The 25,461-nt window shown below is 69.9% G+C and carries 24 protein-coding genes; 17 read left to right on the top strand and 7 right to left on the bottom strand.

What is annotated here, in order from left to right; genetic code table 11:
• The first annotated feature begins 698 nt into the window (after positions 1-698).
• The gene (locus AB0L53_RS40135) at positions 699-1,202 is read left to right on the top strand and encodes a hypothetical protein (RefSeq protein ID WP_364005930.1); all 504 of its coding nucleotides are present in this window, start codon (positions 699-701) and stop codon (positions 1,200-1,202) included.
• An 85-nt stretch (positions 1,203-1,287) separates the two neighbouring features.
• Entirely contained in the window at positions 1,288-2,013 is a 726-nt protein-coding gene (locus AB0L53_RS40140; RefSeq protein ID WP_364005932.1) for a hypothetical protein, read from the top strand.
• A 158-nt stretch (positions 2,014-2,171) separates the two neighbouring features.
• On the opposite strand, the gene AB0L53_RS40145 is transcribed toward AB0L53_RS40140, so the two are convergent.
• From AB0L53_RS40145 to AB0L53_RS40155, 3 genes are all read right to left on the bottom strand, one after another.
• Positions 2,172-2,825 (bottom strand): class I SAM-dependent methyltransferase, encoded by a 654-nt coding sequence (locus AB0L53_RS40145; protein ID WP_364005934.1) that lies wholly within the window; start codon positions 2,823-2,825, stop codon positions 2,172-2,174.
• Between the two features lie 168 nt (positions 2,826-2,993).
• Positions 2,994-4,145: a hypothetical protein gene (locus AB0L53_RS40150; protein WP_364005937.1), complete on the bottom strand. Its 1,152-nt coding sequence runs from the start codon at positions 4,143-4,145 to the stop codon at positions 2,994-2,996.
• Positions 4,146-4,432: 287 nt separating this feature from the next.
• On the bottom strand, positions 4,433-4,777 hold the full coding sequence (locus AB0L53_RS40155; protein ID WP_358184157.1) for a MerR family transcriptional regulator: 345 nt from the start codon (positions 4,775-4,777) through the stop codon (positions 4,433-4,435).
• Positions 4,778-4,868: 91 nt separating this feature from the next.
• Between AB0L53_RS40155 and AB0L53_RS40160 the strand changes: the two genes are divergently transcribed.
• Entirely contained in the window at positions 4,869-5,666 is a 798-nt protein-coding gene (locus AB0L53_RS40160; protein WP_364005941.1) for an aminotransferase class IV family protein, read from the top strand.
• Positions 5,667-5,778: 112 nt separating this feature from the next.
• Here the strand turns inward: AB0L53_RS40160 and AB0L53_RS40165 are convergent, their stop codons facing one another.
• Complete coding sequence (locus AB0L53_RS40165) at positions 5,779-6,519, bottom strand: SDR family oxidoreductase (RefSeq protein ID WP_364005944.1); 741 nt, start codon at positions 6,517-6,519, stop codon at positions 5,779-5,781.
• A gap of 85 nt (positions 6,520-6,604) precedes the next feature.
• Between AB0L53_RS40165 and AB0L53_RS40170 the strand changes: the two genes are divergently transcribed.
• On the top strand, positions 6,605-7,186 hold the full coding sequence (locus tag AB0L53_RS40170; protein ID WP_364005947.1) for a TetR/AcrR family transcriptional regulator: 582 nt from the start codon (positions 6,605-6,607) through the stop codon (positions 7,184-7,186).
• A 27-nt stretch (positions 7,187-7,213) separates the two neighbouring features.
• Here the strand turns inward: AB0L53_RS40170 and AB0L53_RS40175 are convergent, their stop codons facing one another.
• On the bottom strand, positions 7,214-8,419 hold the full coding sequence (locus AB0L53_RS40175) for an ROK family transcriptional regulator (protein ID WP_364005950.1): 1,206 nt from the start codon (positions 8,417-8,419) through the stop codon (positions 7,214-7,216).
• Positions 8,420-8,506: 87 nt separating this feature from the next.
• Between AB0L53_RS40175 and AB0L53_RS40180 the strand changes: the two genes are divergently transcribed.
• Genes AB0L53_RS40180 through AB0L53_RS40195 form a run of 4 tightly spaced genes read left to right on the top strand, consistent with a single transcriptional unit; the run spans position 8,507 to position 12,927 of the window.
• On the top strand, positions 8,507-9,706 hold the full coding sequence (locus tag AB0L53_RS40180) for a Gfo/Idh/MocA family oxidoreductase (protein ID WP_364005953.1): 1,200 nt from the start codon (positions 8,507-8,509) through the stop codon (positions 9,704-9,706).
• A 55-nt stretch (positions 9,707-9,761) separates the two neighbouring features.
• The gene (locus tag AB0L53_RS40185) at positions 9,762-10,853 is read left to right on the top strand and encodes a Gfo/Idh/MocA family oxidoreductase (protein ID WP_364005956.1); all 1,092 of its coding nucleotides are present in this window, start codon (positions 9,762-9,764) and stop codon (positions 10,851-10,853) included.
• Between the two features lie 2 nt (positions 10,854-10,855).
• Positions 10,856-11,275, top strand: coding sequence for a gluconate 2-dehydrogenase subunit 3 family protein (locus AB0L53_RS40190; RefSeq protein ID WP_364005958.1), 420 nt, complete (start codon positions 10,856-10,858; stop codon positions 11,273-11,275).
• Positions 11,275-12,927 (top strand): GMC family oxidoreductase, encoded by a 1,653-nt coding sequence (locus AB0L53_RS40195; protein ID WP_364005961.1) that lies wholly within the window; start codon positions 11,275-11,277, stop codon positions 12,925-12,927. The genes AB0L53_RS40190 and AB0L53_RS40195 overlap by 1 nt, the downstream gene beginning before the upstream one ends.
• A 42-nt stretch (positions 12,928-12,969) precedes the next feature.
• Here the strand turns inward: AB0L53_RS40195 and AB0L53_RS40200 are convergent, their stop codons facing one another.
• Positions 12,970-13,902, bottom strand: a complete 933-nt coding sequence (locus AB0L53_RS40200; protein WP_364005964.1) for an NADP-dependent oxidoreductase — start codon at positions 13,900-13,902, stop codon at positions 12,970-12,972.
• A 428-nt stretch (positions 13,903-14,330) separates the two neighbouring features.
• Between AB0L53_RS40200 and AB0L53_RS40205 the strand changes: the two genes are divergently transcribed.
• The 8 genes from AB0L53_RS40205 (at position 14,331) to dmpG (ending at position 23,622) form a co-directional block, all read left to right on the top strand.
• Complete coding sequence (locus AB0L53_RS40205; protein ID WP_364005967.1) at positions 14,331-15,887, top strand: ABC transporter substrate-binding protein; 1,557 nt, start codon at positions 14,331-14,333, stop codon at positions 15,885-15,887.
• 33 nt (positions 15,888-15,920) lie between these two features.
• On the top strand, positions 15,921-16,868 hold the full coding sequence (locus AB0L53_RS40210; protein ID WP_357954316.1) for an ABC transporter permease: 948 nt from the start codon (positions 15,921-15,923) through the stop codon (positions 16,866-16,868).
• 2 nt (positions 16,869-16,870) lie between these two features.
• Complete coding sequence (locus tag AB0L53_RS40215) at positions 16,871-17,752, top strand: ABC transporter permease (protein ID WP_357954319.1); 882 nt, start codon at positions 16,871-16,873, stop codon at positions 17,750-17,752.
• Entirely contained in the window at positions 17,749-19,866 is a 2,118-nt protein-coding gene (locus AB0L53_RS40220; RefSeq protein WP_364005972.1) for an ABC transporter ATP-binding protein, read from the top strand. The genes AB0L53_RS40215 and AB0L53_RS40220 overlap by 4 nt, the downstream gene beginning before the upstream one ends.
• Before the next feature lie 26 nt (positions 19,867-19,892).
• Positions 19,893-20,795, top strand: a complete 903-nt coding sequence (locus AB0L53_RS40225) for a sugar phosphate isomerase/epimerase (protein WP_364005975.1) — start codon at positions 19,893-19,895, stop codon at positions 20,793-20,795.
• Positions 20,796-20,885: 90 nt separating this feature from the next.
• Complete coding sequence (locus tag AB0L53_RS40230; protein ID WP_357954326.1) at positions 20,886-21,680, top strand: 2-keto-4-pentenoate hydratase; 795 nt, start codon at positions 20,886-20,888, stop codon at positions 21,678-21,680.
• Positions 21,677-22,573 (top strand): acetaldehyde dehydrogenase (acetylating), encoded by an 897-nt coding sequence (locus AB0L53_RS40235; RefSeq protein WP_364005978.1) that lies wholly within the window; start codon positions 21,677-21,679, stop codon positions 22,571-22,573. The genes AB0L53_RS40230 and AB0L53_RS40235 overlap by 4 nt, the downstream gene beginning before the upstream one ends.
• Positions 22,570-23,622 carry a 4-hydroxy-2-oxovalerate aldolase gene (dmpG, locus tag AB0L53_RS40240; RefSeq protein WP_364005981.1) on the top strand — a complete coding sequence of 351 codons (1,053 nt, stop codon included), beginning with the start codon at positions 22,570-22,572 and terminating at the stop codon, positions 23,620-23,622. Before AB0L53_RS40235 ends, dmpG begins: the two co-directional genes overlap by 4 nt.
• 78 nt (positions 23,623-23,700) lie before the next feature.
• Here dmpG and AB0L53_RS40245 read toward each other — a convergent pair whose 3' ends face one another.
• Positions 23,701-24,495, bottom strand: coding sequence for an IclR family transcriptional regulator (locus AB0L53_RS40245; RefSeq protein ID WP_364005984.1), 795 nt, complete (start codon positions 24,493-24,495; stop codon positions 23,701-23,703).
• A 117-nt stretch (positions 24,496-24,612) separates the two neighbouring features.
• On the opposite strand from AB0L53_RS40245, the gene AB0L53_RS40250 reads away from it, so the two are divergent.
• Positions 24,613-25,443 carry an alpha/beta fold hydrolase gene (locus tag AB0L53_RS40250; RefSeq protein ID WP_364005987.1) on the top strand — a complete coding sequence of 277 codons (831 nt, stop codon included), beginning with the start codon at positions 24,613-24,615 and terminating at the stop codon, positions 25,441-25,443.
• Positions 25,444-25,461 lie beyond the last annotated feature (18 nt).

The raw sequence follows: 25,461 nt of genomic DNA on the forward strand, positions 1-25,461 counted from the left end.
GTTCGGTCGCTTCGTCGGGCGGGTCGAGGGGGCGCTGGCGCTGCGTGGGATACAAGAGCGGAACTCCATTTTCGTACGGCGTATCGTTTCCGTATCGCCTTCGTGAAGGTTCCGACGAAACAGCCGCTGACCGGACACTCGTGCGCCGTGGCGTGAATGGGCTGCTCCTGGCCGGCCGATCTTTCCTGCGCCGCCGCTCGCAGTGAGAGAACGGAAGGAGGCACCCGTCTGGAGGCTCCGCCGGACCCCGCTGTCATGTTCCGTGGCGCCAGACCGAGGCACTCGCAGATGTCAGTACGGCACAGGAGGTGTCAGAGGGCTTGGCAGTAGGCCATCGGAGATGTCAGTTGGCGCGCGTACGTGTCCGTTCTCGGCCGAGCTGGCGAAGTCCCAGCGATTCCGGGCGTCCACATGGCGGATTCTCGGTCGATCCGACGGTTGCCCGGTCGGTTTATACCGTTTGGGAGGAATCTTGTCTCATCGGAGTTGGCGATTTTCAGTACTCCCTGACATGGCGCACGTCGCCATCCGGTAGAGGCGCCGAAGCGCAAGCCAGGGCACCGAAGAGAGACGATCAAGTCGCGGGTGAGCGGCTCGGGCTCATCGGCCGTGTTCACCAACCGGGTCCTCAACCACCTCAAGATCAGATACGTCGACCCGGCAAGAAATGTCAGTACATGATCATACTCTTGCCGACCATGACCACTACTCGCACCGTCTCGTTCGACCTTTGGGTTCACTACGGGCAGGCATATCTCGTCGACGAGACCGACGGCAACAGAGGCTACGCGTCTTTCGCCGATGACCATCCCGATCACCCCGTCGGAATCATCCGCGTGGAGGAAGGCGCTGCTCTCCTGCTCACGGGCACACACACGGGCACCCTCGGCTTCTCGGCGACCGTGGCCGACCAAGACCCGGGAGCGGACACGGACGGATATGAGGACATTGTGGAGATCAGCTTTCGGTCCGAAGCCGGACGGCTCTCGCTATGCGAGTGGGGAGGCGAAGGCGTTCACGAAATTCCCGAACTGCCCTCGGGACCAGGGTGGTATCGGTTGCGCTATCACGCCGTGAACATGGACGAGGAGTCGGAAGCGGAAGATCGCTATCTGCTGCAGATCTGGCCACAGCCTGAGTCCATCCCACGGGTGGTCAAAAGCGCAAGCGCGCAACTCGCCTACTGGTGCGGCGCAGGCTGACGTTCCGGCTGCGGCCCCTCTTGGCGGCGTCAACCAGCGACCCGCCGAGGCACCCCGGGCCCCGGCGACGTAGTAGCTCGTAAGCGTGCAACAGCCACCCGCGCCCTTCGGCTCCGCGTTCAACGGTTACGCGGCCACCACACCCGACGGCTGGACCGGCGGAGACTCCACCTACTCGGTCCGCATGCCCGACGGCAGGACCCTCTGGCTGTTCTCCGGCACCTTCCTCGGGCCGCTCAACGCGAACTCGACCAGGCCCACCGGCGCCAAGCTGATCAACAACACGTTCGTGATCCAGGACGGAGACGAACTCACCACCGTCCACGTGGGTACGGCCTCCGCCCCCAAGGCGATCATGCCTCCGCCCGACGACAGCCACTGGTTCTGGAGCGGCGACGGGTTCATCGTGGGTGCCCGGCTCCAGGTGATCTACCAGAGATACCGGAAGGCGGGCACGGGGCCCATGCAGTTCGCCTTCGACGGAAACGTCGTGGCGGCCTTCTCGCTGAGCAACCTGAAGACCCCGGCCAGCGTCGAGAAGCTGCCCTCCGACAGCGGCGTGGCCTGGGGGTCCGCGATCCTGCCCGCCAGCAGGAGCGGGGACGGCTACACCTACGTCCACGGCGTCAGCGACGCACAGACCGACAAGGCGATGCGTGTCGCCCGCGTCCACTACGAGCAGAGCTCCGCGGGCTCGCTGCTGATCTCCTACAACGTCAACAGCTTGGACAACCGCGTGGTCGACTCCGCTGACCTCTACCGCGACACGAGCATCTACCGGCCGCGGTTCTACCGGGTGTCGATTCGCTGAGGCGCTCGCACCGCCGGTCCGCCTCCCGAGAGCGGCTACGCGGTGCGAGCAGCTTTCCCGCTGCCGGAGGGCGGGACCTCTGGTCACTCTGAGCCACCTTGAGAGTGGTCGCGGCGACCTGCTCTCCGGCCAGCGGCCCCAGGCCTAAAGTGCGGGCATCAGCACATGGCGGCGGCTTGTCTGCGCATCAGCAAGTGGCCGCGGCGGAATCGTTCATCCGCCAAAGGCTCGCGCAACATCCGCCCCACCTCGACGAACTCCTCCTTGCGGGCCAGGTCGGCCAAGTCGTCGATCGGCCACCGGTAGGCCGGCGTGACCTTATGGTCGAACTCCAGCACCGGACCGCCCTCGGATTCGAAGAAACCGAGCAGGAGGTACCCACCCGGGGCCAGCACCCGGCGGAACTCGGCAAAGTACGGCGGCAGTTCCGGTGGTGGGATGTGGATGAGGGAGTACCAAGAGAGCAGACCGCCCAGCTCGCCGTCGGCCACGTCGAAGGCGCCCATCGAACCGACCTCGAAACGCAGGTCGGGATGGTCTTTGCGGGCGATGTCGATCAGTGCGGGAGACAGGTCGACGCCGAAGGCGTCCAGTCCGAGGTTGCGCAGGTGTGCCGTCATGTACCCGGGACCGCAGCCGGCCTCGGCGACGGACCGGGGTCCGGCGGCCCGTACGAGTTCGGCGAACACGGCGACGATCGCGCGATCCAGTGGCAGGCGGTCGAGCGAGTCTCGGGCGAGATCGGCGTAGAGGTCGGCGACGGCGTCGTAGGCGTCCGCCGTCGCGGTCAGATAGGAGGAGGATTCGGCCATGGCGGACGACTGTAGTTCATCGGTCGGCAAAGGTCGTCGATCATCGACCGGTCGGCGCGTCCGTTCCGTCAGGACGCTCCGGAAAGCGCCGCGGCCTCGCTGCTCTTCGAGGCGGTGTGGATCACGAAGAGCAGCGAGTGGTCCCGCGGGCGTCACATGGGAAGAGTCTCAGCCCGTGTAGTCGGTGGTATGTGTCTGGCCGGTCGGCCACAGATACTTGCCGTGGTCGGCCGTCGTATAGGTGCGGTTGTCGTCTCCCGTACGGGCCTGGATGAGGTTGCGGCGCCAGGTGGAGCCGCGCGCCGACCCGCCCCAGATGTTGCCGTACAGGAAGCCGTACAGCTGCTCGAGCTCCGCCGAGAAGACGTTGTCGGTGACGGTGATGTTCGTGGCGTTGTTGGTCACGCCTATGGAGAGCGCGTAACCCCAGCCGGAGACGTAGTTGTTCGTGACCGAGATGTGGTCGTACACGCCGCTGCCCTGCAGGGCCAGGCCGTTGGTGTTCCCCACGGAGGCCAGGGTGTTGTGGTCGACGATCATCGGACCGCCGTCGCCTTCGCTCTGCGGGCCGATGCCGTCGTGGTGGTAGACGTCATGCGAGGTGTCGGCCATGTCGTGGATGTAGTTGTTCGTCCAGGTTGACGGGCGGCCCGGGAATCCCGTCACCATGATCATGCCCGCGTTGCCCCAGATGTCGTTGTGGTCCATGACGGCCACGGCTTCCTTCATCGTCGTGGCCAACTGCCAGGACTTGTCGAAGGGCGTGCCGGGCTTGGAGTGGGACGACGAGACGGTGCCGTCGTTGCCGGGAGGCATCGCGTAGGAGTTCGGCTTGAACGTCGAGTAGAGAAACTTGATGTTGTTGTCGGAGTAGATCTGGACGAGGTTGTCGTTGGGGTTGGTGCCCTCGAACAGACAGCCGACGAACGTCAGGTTGTCGCCGTAGATCAGCACCTTCAAGCCCAGGAAGCGCTTGTAGGAGATGACGCTGTTGTCCGGAAACTCGAGCCTCAGCGGCTTGTCGGCGCTCATGCCCGACGCGTAGTCGGTGAGCTTGCCCGGGTACGCGCCCAGGCCCAGCCCTCCGGCGTTGGCCGGTGTGTTGGCATAGCCGGTGTTCGAGAAGTCCGGCCAGTAGCCGGAGCCGTCGTTGGGCCGGGCGTCGATGGCGCTGACGCTCTCTTCCGCCCCGCTCGTACGCAAGTCGCCGGGGACGACACTCGTGGAAAGAGCGGCCGCGAGGAAGGCGAGTGCGAGGGCGGCGGAGAGCCAACTCCGGGCGAACGCGCGGGCTAACGGGAAGCGGCGCCGGTCGTCCATGCCAGGGCGATGTGATGTGTTGATCTCGTGCTCCGATACGGTCGGTTACCGACTCGTGCCGTCCAGCGGCAGAGGCGGTGCTTCTGCATCAGGTGGTGGTCCGGGGTTACCGGCGATTTATCATGATCACACTGTGCATGACATTCCTCCCGTCGCGCCGGGATTTTGAAAGTTCGGGGCGAGCGAAAGGTTCGCCCCACTTCCTGGTGCCAGAGAACGCACCCGAACGAAGGAGTCGGGCGGTGACCGGAGTCCCGTCGTTCAGCGAGTGCCGCCGTCCTGATCGGTCAGGGCCGGGTGAGGAAGCCCGCCAGGGCGCCGCGGCTGCGCTGGAGATCGTCAATGCGCTTATCCATGGCCTCGAGCTCGCCGGTCAGAATTTCCCAGAGCTCGGCACACCACTCGAAGTCCGGACGCTCGCCGCGCACGCACGGCAACACCACGCGGATCACCTCGGTCGACAGACCCACCTTCAGCAGCGCGCGCACCTGACGCACGGTGACCACGGAGTTCTCGTCGTAGAAGCGATAGCCGTTCGCGCCGCGACCGGCCTCCAGCACTCCCTGTGCCTCGTAATACCGCAGCAGCCGTGTGCTGACCCCGGTGCGCCGCGACAACTCACCGATCAGCATGCGCCGACTCCACTCCCAGGTTGACCTTGCCATCGATGTCAAGCCTTAACGTCGCTCGGGAAACGCACATTCCATACTGCTGGAGCGAGGTATGTCTTCTTTCGTTGTGCAACGTGACGGTCGGGTGGCCGACGCCGTGGACCTTGCGCCGCTCGCATTCGCCGGGTACGCCCACTTCACCGCCATGCAGGTGCGCGGCGGCCGGGTCCGGGGGCTGGACCTGCACCTGGAAAGGCTGCGGACGGCCTCCGCGACGCTCTTCGGGCGCGCGGTGCCCGACGACCGGGTGCGAGCCCTGTTGCGGGCGGCCGTCCAGGCCGGACCGGCTGACCTCTCTCTGACGGCCACGGTGTTCTCGCCCGCAGGAGAGTACACACCGGCGGACGCCGAGCCCGAGTTGCTCGTCCGTACCGGACCAGCGGCGTCCGGCCCCCGGGGGCCGCTGGCGCTGGCGGTGGTGGAGCACGAACGAGTGCTTCCGGCGGTGAAGCACGTCGGGGAGGTGGCCAAGACGTACTATCTCCGCCAAGCCGTCGTGGAGGGCTTCGACGACGCCGCCTTCATCGACCGCCGGGGGCGGCTCAGCGAAGCGTCGATCTGGAACCTGGCCTTCTGGGACGGGACAGCGGTGGTGTGGCCAGAAGCTGAGATGCTGACCGGGACCACGATGGGCATCGTCCGCCGGCAGCTCGACCGGCTCGGGGTTCCCCAGCGCGTTCAGCAGATCCGGCCTGCCGACCTGCCAGGAATGGCCGGGGCCGTGGTGATGAACTCGTGGACGTCGGCCGTACCAGTGCGTCGAATCGGCTCCGTGCCTCTGCCCGACGCGCCGGCCTTCGAGGCGACCCTGCGCCGGGCGTACCAGGCCGAACCGCTCACTCCCCCGTAACGGCTGGGCCGGCGGCGCAGGGGCACACGCCGGTGGGCCCAGTGGGGACGCGCGCCGGCTGTCACTTCGGCGGGCCATCTATCGCTCACCGGCTCAGCGGGCCAGAGCGTTCCTAGCCTTGGACGGTCGGGCGGATGGTGACCTCGCCGATCTCGACATCCCGGGGCTGTTCGATGGCGAAGGCGACAACGCGGGCGACGGCCTCCGGCTCGATGCCGAACCCATCCATATTGCGGCGGATCTGCTCGCGGACCTGCGTGTCGTCGATCGAGCCGGTGAGTTCGGTACGGACGAAGCCCGGCGAGATCGCCGTCGTCCGCAGCACGCCATCGGTCGACTCCTGCCGCAGTCCTTCCAGCAGGGTGCGTACGGCGTTCTTCGTCGCCGCGTAGACCGCCTGCGTAGGCACGATCTTCAGGCCCGACGTCGACACCGTGGTCACCAGATGGCCGTGGCCCTGCCGGCGGAATACCGGCATGGCGGCGGCGATGCCGTACAGCACTCCCCGCAGGTTGACGTCGATCATCGCGTCCCAGCCGTCGACGTCGAGGTCGCTCACGGGGCCGATCCGGGCGATGCCGGCGTTGCCCACCAGCACGTCAAGCCGGCCGAACTCCGCCACGGCCTGGCCGACAAGTCGTTCGAGGTCCCCGCGCCGGGTGACGTCCGTGGCGCAGGCGATGGCACGTCCGCCACGATCGCGGATGTCCCGTGCGAGCTGGTCGAGGCGTTCTGTCCGGCGCGCGCCGAGGACGACCGCCGCGCCGCGCTCGGCGAGCAGGCGTGCCGTGGCCTCACCGATGCCACTGCTCGCTCCGGTGATGGCGACGACCTGGCCCTCGATGGCAGTCATAGGAATCCCTTCCGATAAAGTGGACACGTGTCCGCTTAATCCGAAGCTACCGGACACGTGTCCGATTAGCAAAGTAGGGGGAGCGATGAGCCCAACCGGGCGCCGAGCCGACGCCGCCGACAACCGCGACCGGATCATTCAGGCCGCACGAGCGGTCATCGCGAACGCGGACGAGATCAAGCTCAATGCGATCGCCAAGCAAGCAGGGGTCGGGCAGGGCACCCTCTATCGCCACTTTCCAACCCGGGAGGCGCTGCTCGTCGAGGTCTACCGGGAGGAGGTCGACGAGTTGGTGGCGGTAGCGCCGGCACTGCTCGGCGAGCACGAGCCGCTCACGGCGCTGGCTCGCTGGTTCGACCGGGTCGTCGACTACGCGCAGGTCAAACGCGGGGTGTTCGCCGCCGTCGAAGCGTCGGTGTGGCAGGGCCTCGCGGCGCACAGCTTAGGCCCGATCGGTGATGCGCTGACCACTCTCCTCGACGCCGGCAAGGCGGATGGAACCATCCGTTCCGACGTCGACGCCCGTGACGTCATACTCCTCATGGGCTATCTGACCCGCCTTGAGGAGAGCGAGTGGGACAGCCGAGCCCGGCACCTGCTCCACATCGTTCTCGACGGGGTACGGCGCCGCGACGAACCGGCTCGACACGACGGTGGTCAGAGATGATCCGTAGCCAAGGGTGTCCGCGAACGGTCACGCCTCGGCGAGCAGGCGCCCCACCCCCGCCTGACTGAAGGCCTCCCGGCTGGCCAGCGCGATCGCGCCGAAGATGCCCGCGTCGGCGCCGAGCTGGCTCGGCATGATGATGAGTTTGCGCGTGGCCAGCGGCAACGCCTGTTCGTACACCGCGGCGCGTACTCCGGACAGGATCTCGTCCTGCAGCTCGCTCAACGGGCCGCCGAGCACCAGCGTGCGCGGATTCAGCGTGTGGATCAGCATCGCCACCACCTCGCCGATGTCGGTGGCCGCCTGGCGGATGCGGTGCAGTGCGCTGGTGTCGCTGTCGGCGACCAGGCGGGCCAGTTCGCGCGAGGCGTGCAGCCGGTCGTCGAACGAGGACGGCGTGATGCCGAGGTCGGCGAGGACCGCCCGATGGCTGGCCACGGCCTCCAGGCAGCCGGTCTTGCCGCATCTGCAGACGACGTCGCGGCGCGTGGGCGCCCGGATGTGCCCGATGTCGCCGGCCGCGCCGTCGGCGCCGCGATGTACCGAGCCATCGGCCGTCACGATGCCGGCGCCGATGCCCGAGGCGACCTTGATGAACAGCAGGGGCGTGTCGGCCATCTCCTGGGTCGCCTCGCCCAGGGCCATCAGGTTGACGTCGTTGTCCACCGTGACCGCGGCGCCGAACTGCCCGCGCAGGTAGTCCCCGACGGGGTAGGCGTCCCATCCGGGCATGATCGGCGGGCGTACCGCGCAGCCGCGCTGGAAGTCGACCGGCGCCGGCAGGCCCGCGACGACGTGGCGTACCCGAGCCGGATCATGGTCGTGCTCGTCGAGCATCGAGCGCAGCCGCTCCGCCACCACGGCCAGCAGCTTCTCGGGGCCGCCGTCGACGGACATGTCGACGGTGTCGCGGGCGATGACGGTGCCGCTGAGGTCGGCGATCGCCAGCTGGGTCGCGGACACGTCCACGTCGGCCACGGCGATGGTCCCGGCGCGCGGGCTGATGGTGAGCCCCCGGGGTGGCCGCCCACGCACGGACTGGCTCGACTCCGTCTCCTCGACGATGCCGAGCTCGATCAGCCTGTCCACCTGCTGGCTCACCGTCGATCGGGCCAGGCCGGTGAGCCGCGCGATAGCCGCGCGGCTGGTCGCCTCGCCGGTGGCGATCATGCGGAGCACCTTGCGCAGCGCGATGGCCACAGGTGTCGGCCCGTGCTCGTCGTCTTTTTGCATGCGACGAAACTAAAGACGGCATCTTGTGGCTGTCAATGGCCTCAATCATGCTCTTATACGGCAATACACCTGTCCGGAGGTCTGAACGTGGCGCATCCGCATATCCAAGCCGTGATCGTCGGCGCCGGCTTCATCGGTTCGGTCCACGCGGCGGCCGTGCGCGGCGTCGGCGCGACCGTGCGCGGCGTCGTCGGCTCCACCCCGAGCCGTTCGGCCGCGCTCGCCGACGAGTGGAACGTCCCGGCGCGCTACCCGGACCTGGCGGCCGTACTCGCCGATGACACAGTCGACGTGGTGCACATCTGCACGCCGAACGCGCTGCACGCCGACCAGGCGGAGGCGGCGTTGCGGGCCGGCAAGCACGTGATCTGCGAGAAGCCGATCGCGACGTCGCTCGCCGACGCCGAGCGGCTCGCCGCGGTGTCCACCGAGACCGGCCGCACACTCGCCGTCCCGTACGTCTACCGCTACCACCCGCTGGTTCGCGAGATCCGGGCCCGCCGGATGAACGGCGACTTCGGCGCCTGGCAACTCCTGCACGGCAGCTACCTGCAGGACTGGATGCTCGACACCGGCACCACGAACTGGCGCGTCGACGCCGCGCGGGGCGGGCCTTCCCGCGCCTTCGCCGACGTCGGGTCGCACTGGTGCGACCTCGTCGAGTGGGTGGCCGGGGTGCGGTTCCACGAGGTGACGGCCCGGCTCGGCGTCACCATCCCGGCGCGCCCGGCGGGCAGCGGCGACACTTTTAGTGCGAATGGTCCGGACACTGGAACGAGCAGTCCGGACGGTCCGGAGAGCGGGACGAACGGAGCGGCAGCGGACGAACTGCGGCCGGTTTCGACCGAGGACGTCGCCGCCGTCCTGCTGCGGACGGCCGACGGGGTCCTGGGCTCGCTGACGGTGTCGCAGGTCTCCGCCGGACGCAAGAACCGCCTCTGGTTCGAGCTCGACGGCGCGGACGGCAGCGCCGTCTTCGATCAGGAGAACCCCGAGTCGGTGTGGCTCGGCGACGCCGACGGCGCCCGGCTGCTCGTACGCGACCCGGGCCGGGGCTCGGCCGAGCAGCGCCGCCTGGCCACGCTTCCGCCGGGACACTCCCAGGGGTACGGCGACTGCTTCCGCGCGTTCGTCGACGACGCCTACTCGGCCATGGCCGGCCATCAGGTGGAGGGACTGCCGACGGCCGCGGACGGTGTCCGCTCAGCGCACCTGATCGACGCGGTGCTGCGTGCCAACGACAGCCTCGCCTGGACCGTGGTCGAGCGGGCCCGAGCACGCATGTGAGGCAGGTCCTCACGATCAGGCACCTTTGAATCCCCTAAGGAAGGACAGCGAAGACATGGCGACACACCACCGCATCGGCATCCTCGGCAGCGGCAACATCTTCAGCCGGTACGTCACCGGCATGGCCCGCTACCCGGAGCTCGAGATCGTCCGCGTCGGCGACATCGACGTCGACCGGGCCAAGCGGGCCGCCGGCGAGCACGGCATCCCGGGGTGGGGGGACGCCGACGAGCTCTACGGCGACGACTCGATCGACATCGTGGTGAACCTGACCCCGCCGGCGCACCACGCGAGCACCATCATGCGGGCGCTCGACGCCGGCAAGCACGTCTACGTCGAGAAGCCGATCGCCACGACCGTCGCCGACGCTAAGGCGGTGCTGGCGGCGGCCGCGGCCAGCGGGCGCGTTCTGGGCTCGGCCCCGGACACCTTCCTCGGCAGCGCCAGCCAGACCGCGCGCAAGGCGCTCGACGACGGGCTGATCGGCGAGCCCATCGGCGCGTCGGCGTTCATCCGGCACAGCAAGGCAGAGACCTGGCATCCGGACCCGCGCTTCCTCTTCCAGGCCGGCGGCGGCCCGGTGCTGGACATGGGCCCGTACTACCTCGCCATACTGGTGAACCTGCTCGGCCCCATCAGGTCCGTGGCGGGGGCCGCCCGCATCGGCGCCCCGGTACGCACGGTGACCGCGCCGGACCGGGCCGTGGACCACATCGACGTCGAGGTGGCCACCCACGCCTCAGGCGTCCTCGTCTTCGATTCCGGGGTCATCGGCACGACGCTGATGAGCTTCGACGTCTGGGACAGCGATCTGCCCGCCATCGAGATCTACGGCACCGAAGGCACGCTGTCGGTGCCCAACCCCAACCACTTCGACGGCGACGTCCGGGTGCGGCGGCACGGCGAGGCGGACTGGACCGTCCTTCCGCCGGTCGTGGAGTTGTTCGGCGCGGTCGGCACCAAGGAGCAGGCTCGCCGGGGGCTCGGCGTACGGGATCTGGCCGACGCGATCGAGGGCGGCCCGCACCGCGCCAACGCCGCGTTCGCCTTCCACGTGCTCGAGGCGCTCTCCGCGATCGACGGATCCGCGCAGGTCGTCACCTTGGAGAGCACGTGTGAACGTCCGGCGGGCCGCTTCGAGGGCTGACCGTGCTGGCGGACCTGACCGCAGCGCAGGTCGCGACCCTGAGCGCGGTCGTCGACACGATCGTCCCCGCTGATGAGCATCCGGGCGGCGTCGAGGCCGGTGTCCTCGACTACCTCGAGGGGCAGTTCGGGCGCGACCTGGCGGGTCTGCGCGCATACTACGGCGCCGGCCTCGACGCCCTCGACGCCGAGGCCGGCCAGGCGTACGGCGTGCGGTTCGGCCTGCTCGAACCCGACCGGCGGGAGGGTCTGCTGCGCGCCGTCGAAGCCGGGGAGACGCGCACGCCGTGGCCGTTCGACGCGCCGGCGTTCGTGAGCACGGTGGTGGAGCACGTCATGGAGGGCTTCTACGGCGATCCGGGCAACGGCGGCAACCGCGACGCCGTCTCATGGCGGATGATCGGGTTCGAGGTGAGCGACTGATGCGCGTAGACGCCGGGCGAGGCGAGCGGGTGGACGCGGTGGTGATCGGGTCGGGCGCCGGGGGCGGGGTGGCCGCCGCGGTCCTCGCTCAGGCGGGCAAGCGGGTGCTCGTCCTGGAGCGCGGTCGCGACCTCACCTACGAGCAGATCGGCCGCGACCACCTGCGCAATCACCGGATCGCCCGCTATCCGCACCGCTCCGGACCGGACCTCGAGGGGAGCCCGCGCATCGCCGTCGACATGACGGGCCGCGAGAGTCTGGTACGAGCGCATGAGCCGGGCTTCCACGGCAACGCCACGCTGGTCGGCGGCGGCACCCGGCTCTACGGGGCCCAGGCGTGGCGCTTCCTGCCCACCGACTTCACGATGGCCGGCGCGTACGGCGTCCCCGCGGGCAGCAGCCTCGCCGACTGGCCCATCGGCTACGACGACCTGGCACCCCACTACGAGCGCGCCGAATGGGAGATCGGGGTGTGCGGCGACCACGTGGCGAGCAGCCGTCACTGGACGCGCGCGAAGGCGTACCCGATGCCCCCGCTTCCCGAGGGCCCGCAGGCCACGGCGCTGCGGCGCGGCGCGGCCGCCCTCGGCTGGGACGTGCTGCCGGTCCCCCTGCTGATCAACTCGGTGCCGTACGCCGAGCGGGCCGCCTGCACCCGCTGCCAGCACTGCGTCGGCTTCGCCTGCCCGGTGGACGCCAAGAACGGCTCGCACAACACCGTCCTGCGCCGCGCCCTCGCCACCGGCCACGCCCAGCTGCGGCCGGAGGCCGTCGCCGAACGCGTCATCTGCGATGCCGGCGGCCGCGTCACCGGCGTCCGCTGGGTGGACCGCTCGGGAGCGCGTCACGTCGTCGAGGCCGAGGTGGTGGTCTGCGCGGCCGGCGCGATCGAGACCGCCCGGCTGCTGCAGAACTCACCGACCCGGCGCGAGCCGTACGGGCTGGGCAACAACCACGATCAGGTGGGGCGGCATCTGCAGGGCCATGCCTACGTTTGGGCGCTGGCCGAGATGGACGAGCCCATGCACGACGGACGCGGCCCTGGGGTCTCGGTCGCGACCCTCGACTTCGCGCATCACAACGACGGCGTCGTCGGCGGTGCGATGCTCGCGGACGAGTTCACGGTGCTGCCCATCGCCTTCTGGGCGCGGAACCTGCCGCCGGACCTGCCCCGCTGGGGCGCGCTCAACAAGCGGTACATGCGTGACAACTACCGCCGCGTCATGCGCGTGGGGGGACCTGTCCAGGAGATCCCCAGCCCGCACGCGCGGACCCGGCTCGACCGCCACGTACGCGACCGCTGGGGCATCCCGGTCGCCCGCCTGTCCGGCACGACTCATCCTGAGACCCTGCGGACCGCCGCCCACCTCCGGGAACGGGCCGGCGAATGGCTCGTCGCCTCGGGCGCGCGCCGGACGTGGAGCGGGCCGGTTCCCTTGGCGTTGCACGGCGGACAGCACCAGTCGGGTACGTGCCGGATGGGCGACGACGAGCGGACGTCGGTCGTCGACCGGTGGGGCCGGGTCCACGGCCATGACAACCTCTACGTCGTGGACGCCTCGGTGCACGTCACCAACGGCGGCGTCAACCCGGTCCTGACGATCATGGCCCTCGCCTTCCGCGCGACCGAACGGCTCTGCGCGGACTGGTGAGCACGACTCTCAACGAGCCGCCGGCGAAAGCGTAAGTGAGGTTCAGCGACGCCCGGCGACGTCGAGCACGACCTTGCCGGACACGTGGCCGGACTCCACCAGCGCCAGCGCCTCAGCCGCCTCGGCCAGCGGAAACACCCGGCCGACGCACGGATCCAGCTTCCCGGCGGCCACGAGCTCGGCCAAGGCCGGCAGCGTCCCCGTACCACCCGTCCGCTTCAGCGAGCGCGCGCCGAAGCGGACGGCGATCTTCTCGTCGGCCACGGTGGTCACCCGCGTCCGTTCGGTGATCACGCCGGCCACACCGGACAGCGCATCACCGCCGACCAGGTCGAGCACGGCGTCGGCGCCCGCCGGAAGCAGGTCCCGGAGCCGGTCGGCGACGTCGTCGCGGTCGTAGGCCATCGCCGTGGCGCCGAGGGATTGGAGAAAGGCGCGCTTCGCCGCGCTCGCGGTGCCCACGACGGCGACTCCGTCCATGGCCGCGAGCTGGACCGCGATCGTGCCCACTCCCCCACCGGCGCCCAGGATCAGCAGCCTCTGCCCCGGAGCCAGGCCGAGTTCGGCGAGACTCTCATAAGCGGTGCCCGCCGCGATCGGCAGCGCCGCCGCGTCCGTGAACGACAGCCCGTCCGGCATGCGCGCCGCCTTTGCCGCAGGAAGTAGCGCCAGCTCGGCGTACCCGCCGCTGCCGCCGACCGTACTGCCGAAGACCCGGTCACCGGCGGCGAAGCCGACGACTCCGGGGCCGGTCCGCACCACGGTCCCCGCGACCTCGCGGCCGAGGGTCGCGGGCAGCCGCAGCGGCAGGAAGGCCCGGTGCATGCCCTCACGGACCTTCCAGTCCACCGGGTTGACGCCGGCCGCGCGCACCTCGACGAGCACCTCGCCCTCTCCCGGCTCGGGCGCGGGAACGTCCAGGAAACGCTGGACGTCCGGACCGCCGTACTCGATGAACGCGTATGTCAGAGGCATGATCCCGGAGGCTACCCGGCTCCGGCCGACCGGCGTGGCGCCCTGTCTCGGTCAGTGAACCGGCGAGCCGGGCCGGGGACCACGAATGGGCTGTTCCGGTGAGCGAACCGGCACGGGGGTACGTCGGAATCCTCCGGTCCTAGGGTGTGAGGCCACCACCTGAAGGACGGTGACGCGACGGTGCGAATGCCTGGCGATCACGCTGCCGACACCCGTTCGGCACCTGGTGATCATCTCGGCCGTCCTCGGCTACGGATGGCGTGGCCGTACCGAAAACGCTCCCTTTATGACGGGAACAAAACTAAAAGCGGCGGGTTGTGCCTGTCTGAGTCGCGAACCATGCTCCTCGCCAGGGGACAAATCGGGCCGACTGTACAATTCCCGACACCCCGGCATACACACCCCCCAGAACGTCTCGAGGAGTATCGATGTCAGTGACGAATTGGCGCCGCCGGCTCACAGCAAGCGCCGCCGGCGCGGCGCTGCTCGCGTCCGCCGCGTGCAGCGCCGCCACCCAGGGCGCCCCGGGGAACTCCGCGTCCGCCGGCCCGGTGAGCCAGGGCGGCAACCTGGTCGTCGGGCAGACCACCGAAGCCGAGCCGGGCTCCTTCCTCAAGACCTCCTTCGGCAACATCCTGTGGGAGTACGCCGTCTTCGAGACGCTGACCCTCATCGATACCAAGACCGGGCAGCCCAACGGTGTCCTGGCCAAGTCGTGGACCCTGGCTCCCGACGGCAAGAGCATGGACATCAAGCTCCGCGACGACGTGACCTTCCACAGCGGCCGCAAGCTGACCGCGGCCGACGTCACCTTCGCCATCGAGAAAGTCCAGGACCCGAAGACCGGGGCGGCCAACCAGTCGATCGCCGCGCAGATCTCCGAGATGAAGGCCAAGGGCGACTACGAGCTGACGCTCACCTTCAAGCAGCCGCTGCCGAACATCTTCGACCTCTTCGAGACGATGCCGATCCCGAACAAGGACGCCTACGCCGTCTACGCGGCCGGCACGAAGGTGGACGGCACCGGGCGCTTCGAGTGGAAGTCGTGGACCCCGGGCGGCAAGCTCCAGCTCAGCAAGTACGCCAAGTACCGCGATGTCCAGAACACCCGTCTGGACAGCATCGAGGTCAACCTCATCAAGGACCCGACGGCGATGGTCGCGGCCATCCGCAGCGGCCGGGTCCAGTACGGCGTCGGCCTGGCCGGGCTGGACGCGAGAAGCCTGAGCCAGCAGCCGGGCTTCTCCCTCGTGTCCTCCGGCGGCGCGGCGATCCCGCTCGGGTTCGACGTGACCAAGCCACCCTTCGACAACAAGGCCGTGCGCCAGGCGATCCACTACGCGATCGACCGCGACCGCATCGTGCAGCAGGTCGAAGGCGGGCAGGCCCAGGCGACCAACCTGCCGTGGCGGCCCTCCACGATCGGCTATGACGCCGCGCAGACCAAGCAGTACACCTACCAGCCGGACAAGGCCAAGCAGATGCTGGCCGCGGCGGGTGTGAAGGCGGGCACCTCGTTCGAGGTGACCATGCTGAACACGCCCGAGGCCACCGGAGTCTTCCAGATCGTCAAGAACAACCTGGCCGCAGTCGGGCTGGAGGCCAAGCCGGTCATCGCCACGGCCGACTATGACGCCAAGGTCGCGGCCAAGGACATGGGCACGCCCGCCTTCCTGATGATGAACAGCAACGGTCTCTCCCCGGCCAGCGCCGTCGTGAGCCGCCCGGAGCTGCTGGCGGACGAGAACGTCTCGCACTTCAAGAGCCCCGAGTACACCAAGCTCGTGAAGGCGGTCACCACCGCCAGCACCACGCCTGACCAGCAGAAGGCGCTCCACGACTACAGCGCCTACTTCGCCGACCAGGCGTTCGTGCTCCCGCTGATCACGCGCCCCACCCTCACGGTGCGCTCCAACGCCCTGAACGGCCTCGCGCCGACCCAGATGGGCTTCCTCGACATCAGCCGGGCCTGGCTGTCCAAGTAATCGACCTATAGACCGACTGGCGGTATCGAGACGATGGTCCGGTTCCTGATACGCAAGATCCCATCGCTGGTGTTCGTGCTCTTCGCGAGCTCGATCGTCGCCTTCGCCCTGCCTCGCCTGGCACCGGGGGATGTCGCCGTCACCCTCGCCGGCACGGATCCGACCGCGGCCACCATCGCCGCGATCCGGGAGCAGCTGGGGCTGGACCGGCCCCTCGTGCTCCAGTACTGGGACTGGATCGCCGGGCTGCTCCAGGGCGACCTCGGAGAGTCCTACCTCCTGCATCGCAGCGTCGCGAGCCTGATCGGCGACCGGCTCAAGAGCACCGTCGAGCTGTCGGTGTTCGCGACGCTGCTGGTCATCCTGGGTGGAACGCTCCTGGGGGTCCTGGTCGGCTCGGCCAGACGCCGCTGGGCGCGGGCCGGCCTCGACCTGATCAACAGTTTCTTCGTCGCCATCCCGTCGTTCCTCACCGGGCTGGCGCTGATCCTCGTCTTCGGCGTACTGAACCGCTGGCTGCCCGTCAGCGGCGAGGTCAGCTTCGTTGACGATCCGGTGATCGGCTTCCAGTTCCTGATCCTGCCGGCGATCGCGCTGGCCCTGCCCTCGGCGGCGGTCGTCGCCCGCCTGTTGCAGGCGGAGATGCTCGCCGCCAAGAACGAGGACTACGTCGACCTGGCGCTGAGCAAGGGCGCGTCGGCCGCGCGGATCACCGTCCGGCACGTGCTGCGCAACAGCGTGGGCACGGCGGTCGTCGCCGTCGGGCTCCAGGTGGGCAACCTGCTCGCCGGCGCCGTCATCATCGAGGCGATCTTCAACCGCAACGGCCTCGGCCAGCTGGCCGTCTCCAGCGTGCAGACCCGCGACTTCACCGTGCTGCAGGTACTGATCCTCGCCATCGTCTTCGTGGCGGTGATCTGTCAGATCCTCACCGAGGTCGTCCTGGCGGCCCTCGACCCGCGCATCAAACTGGGAGAGTAGGGATGGCAGACCTTCCCCTGACCACCTCCGACGCGGCGCCGCCACAGGCCCGCCGGCGGCTGAACCCGACCCTGGCTCGCTACCTGTCCGCCTTCCGTACGCCGAAGGGCGTGGTCGGGCTGTCGATGCTCCTCCTCCTGGGACTGGCCGCGCTGCTGGCGCCCGTGCTGTTCCCGGGGGGCTACGATCAGCAGGGCCCGCAGTCGCTGACCGGGATGTCGGGCGCGCACATCTTCGGCGTCGACGAGTTCGGCCGCGACATCTTCGTCCGCAGCGTCTACGGCCTGCGCATCGACCTGAGCCTCATCCTCACCGCGGTCCCCCTCAGCATGGCGATCGGCACGCTGCTCGGCTTGACCGGCGCGATCTCCGAACGCCTGGGCGCCGCCGTGCAGCGACTGCTCGACGTGATCATCGGCTTCCCCGGCCTGATCCTGGGGATCTGCCTGGTCGCCATCCTCCAGCCGGGCTGGCCGGCGCTCTTCCTGACGATCCTGATCAGCGGCCTGCCCACCGCCGGACGCCTGGCCCGCGGCGCGTGGCTGAGCCAGCAGAGCAGGGAGTACGTCCTGGCCGCCCGGGTGATCGGCGTCTCGCGCCGGCAGCTGCTCGTACGCCACGTCCTGCCGAACGCGATGGACGCGATCGTCGTCAACGGCGCCGTCTGGATGGTCGTCGGCGTCTACATCGAGGCCGGGCTGAGCATCGTCGGCCTCGGCGTGCAGCCGCCGACGCCCTCGCTCGGCGTGCTGCTGAACAACGGCCTGCGTTTCGTCACCCAGGCGCCGACGTACATCATCGGCCCCGCCCTGCTCCTTCTCCTGCTCGCGATCGGGTTCAGCCTGCTGTCGGACGCGCTCAACGAGGCGGTGAACCGCCGATGACCTCCCCCAACACCACCGAGTCACCGATTCCGGCGACGAGCAAGGGCGTGCCGCTCCTGCGGGTCGAGGGCCTGCGTACGGAGTTCCGCCTGAAGAAGGGCGGCGTCAAGGCCGTCAACGACGTCAGCTTCGACATCTACCCGGGCGACGTGCTGGGCATCGTCGGCGAGTCCGGCTCGGGCAAGTCGGTCACAGCGCGCTCCATCATGCGCATGCTCCGCCCACCGGGCGAGGTCGTCGCCGGCTCCATCCGCTTCGACGGCGAGGACCTGCTCACGCTGCCCGAACGCGAGATGCGGCGCCGGCGCGGCAGCAAGGTGGCGATGGTCTTCCAGGACCCGCAGTCCGCGCTCAACCCCGTCATGAAGGTGGGCGACCAGATCGTCGAGGCCATGACGGTACACGGCGTCGACAAGCGGGCGGCGCGCGAGCGCGCGATCGAGCTCCTGGAACAGGTCGGCATCCCCGACGTCCAGACGAAGATCGACCACTATCCGCACCAGTTCTCCGGCGGCATGCGCCAGCGTGTCGTCATCGCGATCGCCCTGGCCAACGACCCCGCGCTGCTGGTCGCGGACGAGCCGACCACGGCTCTGGACGTCACCATCCAGGCGCAGATCCTGCGCCTGCTGGCCAGGCTCCGCACCGAGCTGGGCATCGCCATCGCGATCATCACCCACGACATGGGAGTGGTGGCCGAGCTCTGCACGGACGTCGTCGTCATGTACGGCGGCCGCACGGTCGAGAAGGGCACCGTCGAGCAGGTCTTCGAGCGTCCGCGCCATCCCTACACCGCGGCGTTGCTGGCGGCCATGCCCCGCCTCGACGACGACCGGATCGGCCAGCCGCTGCCCGCGATCCCGGGAGCGCCGCCCGACCCCGCAGCACCGCCTCCCGGCTGCCCGTTCGCCCCTCGGTGCCGTTTCACCGAGGAAGCCTGCGAGCAGGAGCCACCGGCGTTGCTCCAGATCGGTGACGCGGGTCAGGCGGCGGCCTGCTTCGTCGCCCAGCGGGCCGTCGACATCTCGGTCGACGAACCCGCCGCGCCCGTGGCGGACGTGGGGGACAAATCCACCGTCACCGTACAGACCGAGCAGGCCGCTCCCCGCGCGGCCACGGCCGTGCTGGAAGTGCGGGACCTGAAGGTCGACGTCGGATCCCGGCGGCGCGGGCTGTTCCACCGCGAACCACCCGTGTACGCGGTCGACTCGGTGAGCCTGACGGTGCACCAGGGCCGCACTCTCGGGCTGGTGGGCGAGAGCGGCTGCGGCAAGTCGACGCTGTCGCGCAGCATCGTCGGCATCAACCAGGTCGCGGACGGGTCGATCCTCATCGACGGCGCCGACGTGAGCGCGCTGGGCGAGGAGAATCTGGGCCGGGTCCGCTCCTCGGTGCAGTACCTCTTCCAGGACCCGTACGCGTCACTGAACCCGCGCCGCACCATCCGGCAGTCGCTGGCCGAGGCGCTCGCGTTCAGAGGCATCGGCCGACGGGAGCGCGAGGACGAGGCGCGATCCCTGATGACGCAGGTCGGGCTCCGCCCCGAGTACCTCGACCGCTACCCCCACGCGTTCTCCGGCGGCCAGCGACAGCGCATCGGCATCGCCCGCGCGCTGGCCCGGCAGCCGCGCGCGCTCATCCTCGACGAGCCTGTCTCCGCGCTGGACATGTCGATCCAGGCGCAGATCATCAACCTGCTGGAGAAGCTGCAGAACGAACTCGGGCTCGGCTACCTGTTCATCGCCCACGACCTGTCCGTCGTACGTCACCTCAGCGACACCGTCGCGGTGATGTACCTCGGCCGGATCGTGGAGCACGGCGACGCCGCCGACGTCTACGGCAACCCGCAGCACCCCTACACCGCCGCCCTGCTGTCGTCGTCGCCCGTCCCCACGGTCTCGGCGCGCTCGCGCGAGCGCATCGTGCTGCCCGGTGATCTGCCCAGCCCGGCGAACCCGCCCTCCGGCTGCCGGTTCCGTACCAGGTGCCCGATCGGCCCGCTGGCGAACCCGGACCGGACGATCTGTACCGAGGTCGACCCCCAGCTCACCCTCACGGCCACCGGCCAGCGGGCCGCCTGCCACTTCGCCGGCGAACTCGCCCCCAAATCCTGACCCCCCATCTATTGAAAGGAAGCCATATGTCCGGCACACCGAAGATCGCGCTCAACCCGATCCAATGGATGGCCAGCGACGACGGATGGCTGGACCCGTCCCTCGCGCCCGAGCCGAAGCAGCGGCTGTCCCTGATCAAGCAGGCCGGATTCGACGTCGTCATGGCGGAGGTCCCGGCCGGCTGGACCGTGGAGCAGTACCAGGCGCTCCTGGACGAGACCGGCCTGACGCTCGCTCCCGGCTACTTCGTCTGCCGCTCGGACGGCAGGGACGGCACCGAGGACGACGTCGTGGCCGGCGCCGCCGAGACCGCCCGCCAGCATGCCCGGCTCGGCATGACCGAGATCGGTCTGGGCATGGGCATGGGCAAGGACAAGCCGCGGGTGGCGCACCCCGCGCAGGCGTACGACGCCGACGACTCCCGCGTCGAGGCGGTGACGGCGCTGATCGGGCGGATCGCCGACGCCATGGTCGCCGAGGGCGTCCGGCCGTCGCTGCACCCGCACGTCGGCACCTGGATCGAGACCGAGGAGGAGGGCCGGGCGGTGCTCGACGCCATTCCGGCCTCCCGGCTCGGTTTCCTGCCCGACACGGGGCACCTGGCGTGGGCCGGCGCCGACGTCGGCCGGTTCGTGAAGGACTACGCCGGGCGGATCCCGTTCGTGCACGTGAAGGACTGCCGACTCAGCGTCGCCGCCGAAGGGCGCGAGAAGGACTGGGGTTACCAGCAGACCGTCCTCGCCGGGCTGTGGGTCGAACCCGGCCGGGGTGAGCTCGACCTGCCCGGCATCATCGCCAACCTGCCCGGCGACTTCGACGGGTGGCTGATGGTCGAGGTGGACCGTCCCGACATCGCCGACCCCTACGAGAGCGCTCAGGTGTCGGCCCGCTGGATGCACAGCACGTTCCCCTCGCAGGCCCAGGGCTGACGCCCACCGCCGGCGCGGCGCCCTTCGGCCGCGCCGGCACTCTGGGGCACTTCTGAACGACCCATGTCAAGAACTGCGAGAGGAGCGATTGTGGAGCCAGGCTCCGTGGAGAAGGCCGCCGCCGATCTGCTGGCGGCATACCGTACCGGCGACCCGATCCAGCCACTTACCACCACTTATCCGGAGCTGTCGGTGGCGGACGCGTACGCCATCCAGCGCCACCAGATCGACGCCCTGGTCGCGGACGGCGCGGTCGTCAAAGGTCACAAGGTCGGCCTGACCTCGGCGGCGATGCGCCGCCAGCTCGGCGTGGACCAGCCCGACTACGGACACCTGCTGGACTCCATGTTCCACCTGGACGGCGCCCCGATCGACACCCGCCGCTTCCTGCAGCCGCGGATCGAGCCGGAGATCGCCTTCGTGCTCAAGCGCCCCCTGTCCGGGCCCGGGGTGACCACGGCCGAGGCCGTCGCGGCGGTGGACTTCCTGCTGCCCGCGCTGGAGATCATCGACTCCCGGATCGCGGACTGGCGGATCACCCTGGCCGACACCATCGCCGACAACGCCTCCAGCGGCGGCGTGGTGCTCGGCACCCGCCCGATCCGGCTGGAGACCGTGGACCTGGCGCTGGCCGGCTGCCTGCTGCACCGCAACGGCGACCTGGTCCAGACGGGGGCGGGCGGCGCCGTGCTCGGTTCCCCGCTCAACGCGCTGGTCTGGCTGGCCAACACCCTCGGCGAGCAGGGTGTCGCCCTGGAGGCGGGACACGTCGTCCTGCCCGGCTCGATCACCGTGGCCATCCCGGTCACCGCCGGGGACATCGTCAGCGCCACCTTCGCCGGGATCGGCACCGTGACCGCCCGTTTCCAGGAGGAGATCGCTTGACCAGGCTGAGCGCCGCCATCGTCGGCCCCGGGAACATCGGCACCGACCTGCTGGTCAAGCTGCTGCGCAGCGAAGCGATCGACGTGCACTCCATGGTCGGGGTGGACCCGGCCTCCGACGGCCTGGCCCGTGCCCGCGCCCTCGGCGTCGAGGCGTCCGCGGGCGGCGTGGACTGGCTCCTGGCCCAGGACCGGCTGCCGGACCTGGTCTTCGAGGCCACCTCGGCCAAGGCGCATCTGGCCAACGCCCCGCGCTACGCCGAGGCCGGGATCAAGGCCATCGACCTGACGCCCGCCGCCGCCGGACCGTTCGTGTGCCCCCCGGTGAACCTGGCTGGTCTGTCGGACGTGCCCAACCTCAACATGATCACGTGTGGCGGGCAGGCCACGATCCCGATCGTGCACGCGGTCTCCAGCGTGGTGCCGGTGCCGTACGCCGAGATCGTCGCCTCGATCGCCTCGCGCTCGGCCGGGCCGGGCACCCGGGCCAACATCGACGAGTTCACCCAGACCACCGCCCGCGCCATCGAACGGGTCGGCGGCGCGGACCGCGGTAAGGCGATCATCATCCTCAACCCGGTCGACCCACCGATGATCATGCGGGACACCGTGTTCTGCGCGATCCCCGCCGACGCCGACACCGGCGCCATCGCCGCCTCGATCCACGCGATGGTGGCCGACGTCGCCACGTACGTGCCCGGGTACGCCCTGCGCGCCGATCCCCAGTTCGACGGCCCGCGCGAGGTCTGGAACGGTCATGCCCGCGTGGCCGTGTTCCTGGAGGTCCGCGGCAACGGCGACTACCTGCCGCCGTGGGCCGGCAACCTCGACATCATGACCGCCGCGGCCGCCCGCGTGGGCGAGCAGCTCGCGCTCGGAAAGGTCTCCGCGTGACCGACAAGATCGTGACCGACAAGAGCATTGGTGACAAGATCAGGATCACCGACTCCACCCTGCGGGACGGCAGCCACGCCATGGCCCACCGCTTCACCGAGGAGCAGGTGCGTGGTGTCGTCCACGCCCTGGACCAGGCCGGGGTGGAGGTGATCGAGGTCACGCACGGTGACGGTCTCGGCGGCTCGTCCTTCAACTACGGGTTCTCTCTCGAGGACGACATCAAATTGGTCGCCGCCGCGGTGGACGAGGCGGTCTCCGCCGAGATCGCCGTACTCCTGCTGCCCGGCCTCGGCACGGTGGAGGACCTCAAGCAGGCGCACGGCGCGGGCGCGTCGGTGGCCAGGATCGCCACCCACTGCACCGAGGCGGACGTCTCCCTGCAGCACTTCGCGGCCGCGCGCGAGCTGGGCATGGAGACCGTCGGCTTCCTCATGCTGTCGCACCGCGTCGGCCCGGCCGAGCTGGCCCGGCAGGCGCGGATCATGGTCGACGGCGGCGCCCAGTGCGTCTACGTGGTGGACTCCGCCGGCGCCCTCGTGCTCGGCGAGGCGCAGGCGCGCGTCAGCGCATTGGTCGCCGAGATCGGCCACGAGGCGCAGGTCGGCTTCCACGGCCACCAGAACCTGTCCCTCGGCGTGGCCAATTCGGTCCTGGCCGCCCAGAACGGCGCCCGCCAGATCGACGGAGCGCTCTGCGCGCTCGGCGCGGGCGCGGGCAACGCGCCCACCGAGGTGCTGGTCGCCACCTTCGAACGGCTCGGCGTCCCGACCGGCGTGAACGTCCAGGGTGCGCTCGCCGCCGCCGAGGACGTGGTCAAGCCGTTCCTGCCGCGCCTGCCGTTCGCCGACCGCTCCGCGATCACCCAGGGGTACGCCGGGGTGTACTCCAGCTTCCTGCTGCACGCCGAGCGGGCCGCGCTGAGGTACGACGTGCCCGCGCACGAGATCCTGCAGCGGGTCGGTGAGGCGGGGTATGTCGGCGGGCAGGAGGACATGATCATCGACGTGGCCCTCCAACTCGCCGCCGACCGGGACCGCGTCGCCTGAGCTCTTCTGAAGCGGGGCCGGGCCGGGACCGCGTCCCCTGAGCCTCCGAGGCCGAGGCGGTCCTCGGCCTCGGCCAGGTCATGTTCGGCGGTCGATGGCCAGGGCGATGCCAGCGGCGGTCGAGCGGAGTTCGGGCAGCAGCCGCCTGGTCACCAGGCGCGCCACCGGCGCCGTGGCCGACACCGACGCGACGACCGTTCCGTCGGCGCGCGCGACGGGCACCGCCATGCTGCCGAACCCCAGCAGGATCTCCTCCGTCTCGACCGCGTACCCGCGTTCCCGGACCACCTCAAGCTGCCGCCGCAGGTCTTCGACGGAGCCGACCGTCCGTGGCGTCAGGGACGGCCAGCCGGTCAGCGCGAGGCGGCGGAGCCGCTCCTCCCTGTCGGGGCACGTCGCGAGCAGCACCTTCCCCGTCGCCGTGCACGACGCGGGCAGTCGCCCGCCCACCGCGGAGTGCGTATGGACGTTCGCCTCCCCCGCGACCTTCTCCACGTACAGCACATGGCCGCCGTCGAGGACCGCCAGGTGGATGGTCGCCCGGGTGGCGGCGAACAGGTCGATGAGCAGGGGCCGGGCAACCCGACGCAGCACCGCCGCCACCGGCACCCGCTGCCCCAGCTCGAACACCCGCATGCCGAGCTGGTAGACCTCCCCCCTGCGTTCGAGCAGCCCCCATTGCACCAGCTCCTGCGCGAGCCGGTACGCCGACGCCTTCGGAACCCCTGAGCGCCGGCTGAGCTCGGTGAGCCGGAGCTCGAAGGCCCCCGACTCGAAGGCGCCCAGCAGGAGCTGGGCCTTGCCGAGCACCGAGTTGGGATAGTCCGCGTCATCGCCGGAGCCGGACGCCTCAGCGAACATCTGTGACGACATCGGGACTCCTTCACGCCGGTCCGGTCACCGGTCCCCTCCGGTAGTGATCGCCGATGCGCCCGGCAAGACTCCGGATGGGAAAGCCAACCTTACCTCCGGCCGACATAAGAGGACGTTTTGGACATTACGCCGCCCCTTCGATTCGGGTACGCCGACTCGCCGTTCGGCCAGCTGCACTACGCCGAGCAGGGCGCGGGCCGCCCTCTCCTGCTGCTGCATCAGACCCCGAGATCCTGGGAGGAGTTCCGGGAGCTGATCCCCCTCCTGGCGCCGCACCGGCGCGTCATCGCCATGGACATGGTCGGTTTCGGGGCCAGCGCGAAGGCCCCGGCGCCCCACACGATCGAGCTCCTCGCGGCCGGCGCGCTGGCGCTGCTGGACGCCCTGGACATCGAGTGCGCCGACGTCCTGGGCCACCACACCGGCGGCGTGGTGGCCGTCGAGCTGGCGGCGTCCGCGCCCGAGCGGGTCGGGCTGCTCGTCCTGTCCTCGACTCCGTGGACCGACTCCCGATACCGCCGGTCCCACGCGGATGGTCCGGGGGTGGACGAGGCCGTGCACTCCCCCGGCGGCGACCACCTGCTCACGCTGTGGCGGCTGCGGCAGCCGTACTATCCCGAGCCGGCCACGGGCCTGCTCGACCGGTTCGTCCACGACGCCCTGGCTCCCGGAGTCGATCCCGCGGAGGGACATCGGGCGTGCGCGCGCTACTACATGGAGGACAAGATCGGCTCGGTCAAGACGTCCGTGCTGCTGCTGGGCGCCGCTGCGGACCCGTTCGCGCTGCCGGCCATGGCCCCGCTCCGGGAGAACCTCACCGGAGCGCTGAGCGTGACGTCGGCCGTAGTCGACGGCGGCATGATCCCGCTCATGGAGCACAAGGCCGCGGAGGTGGCCGGGATCGTGACGAGATTCCTGACGGGCACGCCAGTCGAGGGCGTCTCATAGTCGGCGTTCCCGACCAGC

The organism is Nonomuraea sp. NPDC052129 (assembly GCF_040680095.1).
Taxonomy (GTDB): Bacteria; Actinomycetota; Actinomycetes; order Streptosporangiales; family Streptosporangiaceae; genus Nonomuraea.

Excerpts from the sequence above, each read along its gene's own strand:
- AB0L53_RS40245 (WP_364005984.1), bottom strand. The coding sequence starts at position 24,495 with ATGTCGTCACAGATGTTCGCTGAGGCGTCCGGCTCCGGCGATGACGCG.
- AB0L53_RS40215 (WP_357954319.1), top strand. The coding sequence starts at position 16,871 with ATGGCAGACCTTCCCCTGACCACCTCCGACGCGGCGCCGCCACAGGCC.
- AB0L53_RS40135 (WP_364005930.1), top strand. The coding sequence starts at position 699 with ATGACCACTACTCGCACCGTCTCGTTCGACCTTTGGGTTCACTACGGG.
- AB0L53_RS40220 (WP_364005972.1), top strand. The coding sequence starts at position 17,749 with ATGACCTCCCCCAACACCACCGAGTCACCGATTCCGGCGACGAGCAAG.
- AB0L53_RS40210 (WP_357954316.1), top strand. The coding sequence starts at position 15,921 with ATGGTCCGGTTCCTGATACGCAAGATCCCATCGCTGGTGTTCGTGCTC.
- AB0L53_RS40165 (WP_364005944.1), bottom strand. The coding sequence starts at position 6,519 with ATGACTGCCATCGAGGGCCAGGTCGTCGCCATCACCGGAGCGAGCAGT.
- AB0L53_RS40145 (WP_364005934.1), bottom strand. The coding sequence starts at position 2,825 with ATGGCCGAATCCTCCTCCTATCTGACCGCGACGGCGGACGCCTACGAC.
- AB0L53_RS40160 (WP_364005941.1), top strand. The coding sequence starts at position 4,869 with ATGTCTTCTTTCGTTGTGCAACGTGACGGTCGGGTGGCCGACGCCGTG.
- AB0L53_RS40205 (WP_364005967.1), top strand. The coding sequence starts at position 14,331 with ATGTCAGTGACGAATTGGCGCCGCCGGCTCACAGCAAGCGCCGCCGGC.
- AB0L53_RS40195 (WP_364005961.1), top strand. The coding sequence starts at position 11,275 with ATGCGCGTAGACGCCGGGCGAGGCGAGCGGGTGGACGCGGTGGTGATC.
- AB0L53_RS40170 (WP_364005947.1), top strand. The coding sequence starts at position 6,605 with ATGAGCCCAACCGGGCGCCGAGCCGACGCCGCCGACAACCGCGACCGG.
- AB0L53_RS40185 (WP_364005956.1), top strand. The coding sequence starts at position 9,762 with ATGGCGACACACCACCGCATCGGCATCCTCGGCAGCGGCAACATCTTC.
- AB0L53_RS40175 (WP_364005950.1), bottom strand. The coding sequence starts at position 8,419 with ATGCAAAAAGACGACGAGCACGGGCCGACACCTGTGGCCATCGCGCTG.
- AB0L53_RS40225 (WP_364005975.1), top strand. The coding sequence starts at position 19,893 with ATGTCCGGCACACCGAAGATCGCGCTCAACCCGATCCAATGGATGGCC.
- AB0L53_RS40150 (WP_364005937.1), bottom strand. The coding sequence starts at position 4,145 with ATGGACGACCGGCGCCGCTTCCCGTTAGCCCGCGCGTTCGCCCGGAGT.
- AB0L53_RS40155 (WP_358184157.1), bottom strand. The coding sequence starts at position 4,777 with ATGCTGATCGGTGAGTTGTCGCGGCGCACCGGGGTCAGCACACGGCTG.
- AB0L53_RS40200 (WP_364005964.1), bottom strand. The coding sequence starts at position 13,902 with ATGCCTCTGACATACGCGTTCATCGAGTACGGCGGTCCGGACGTCCAG.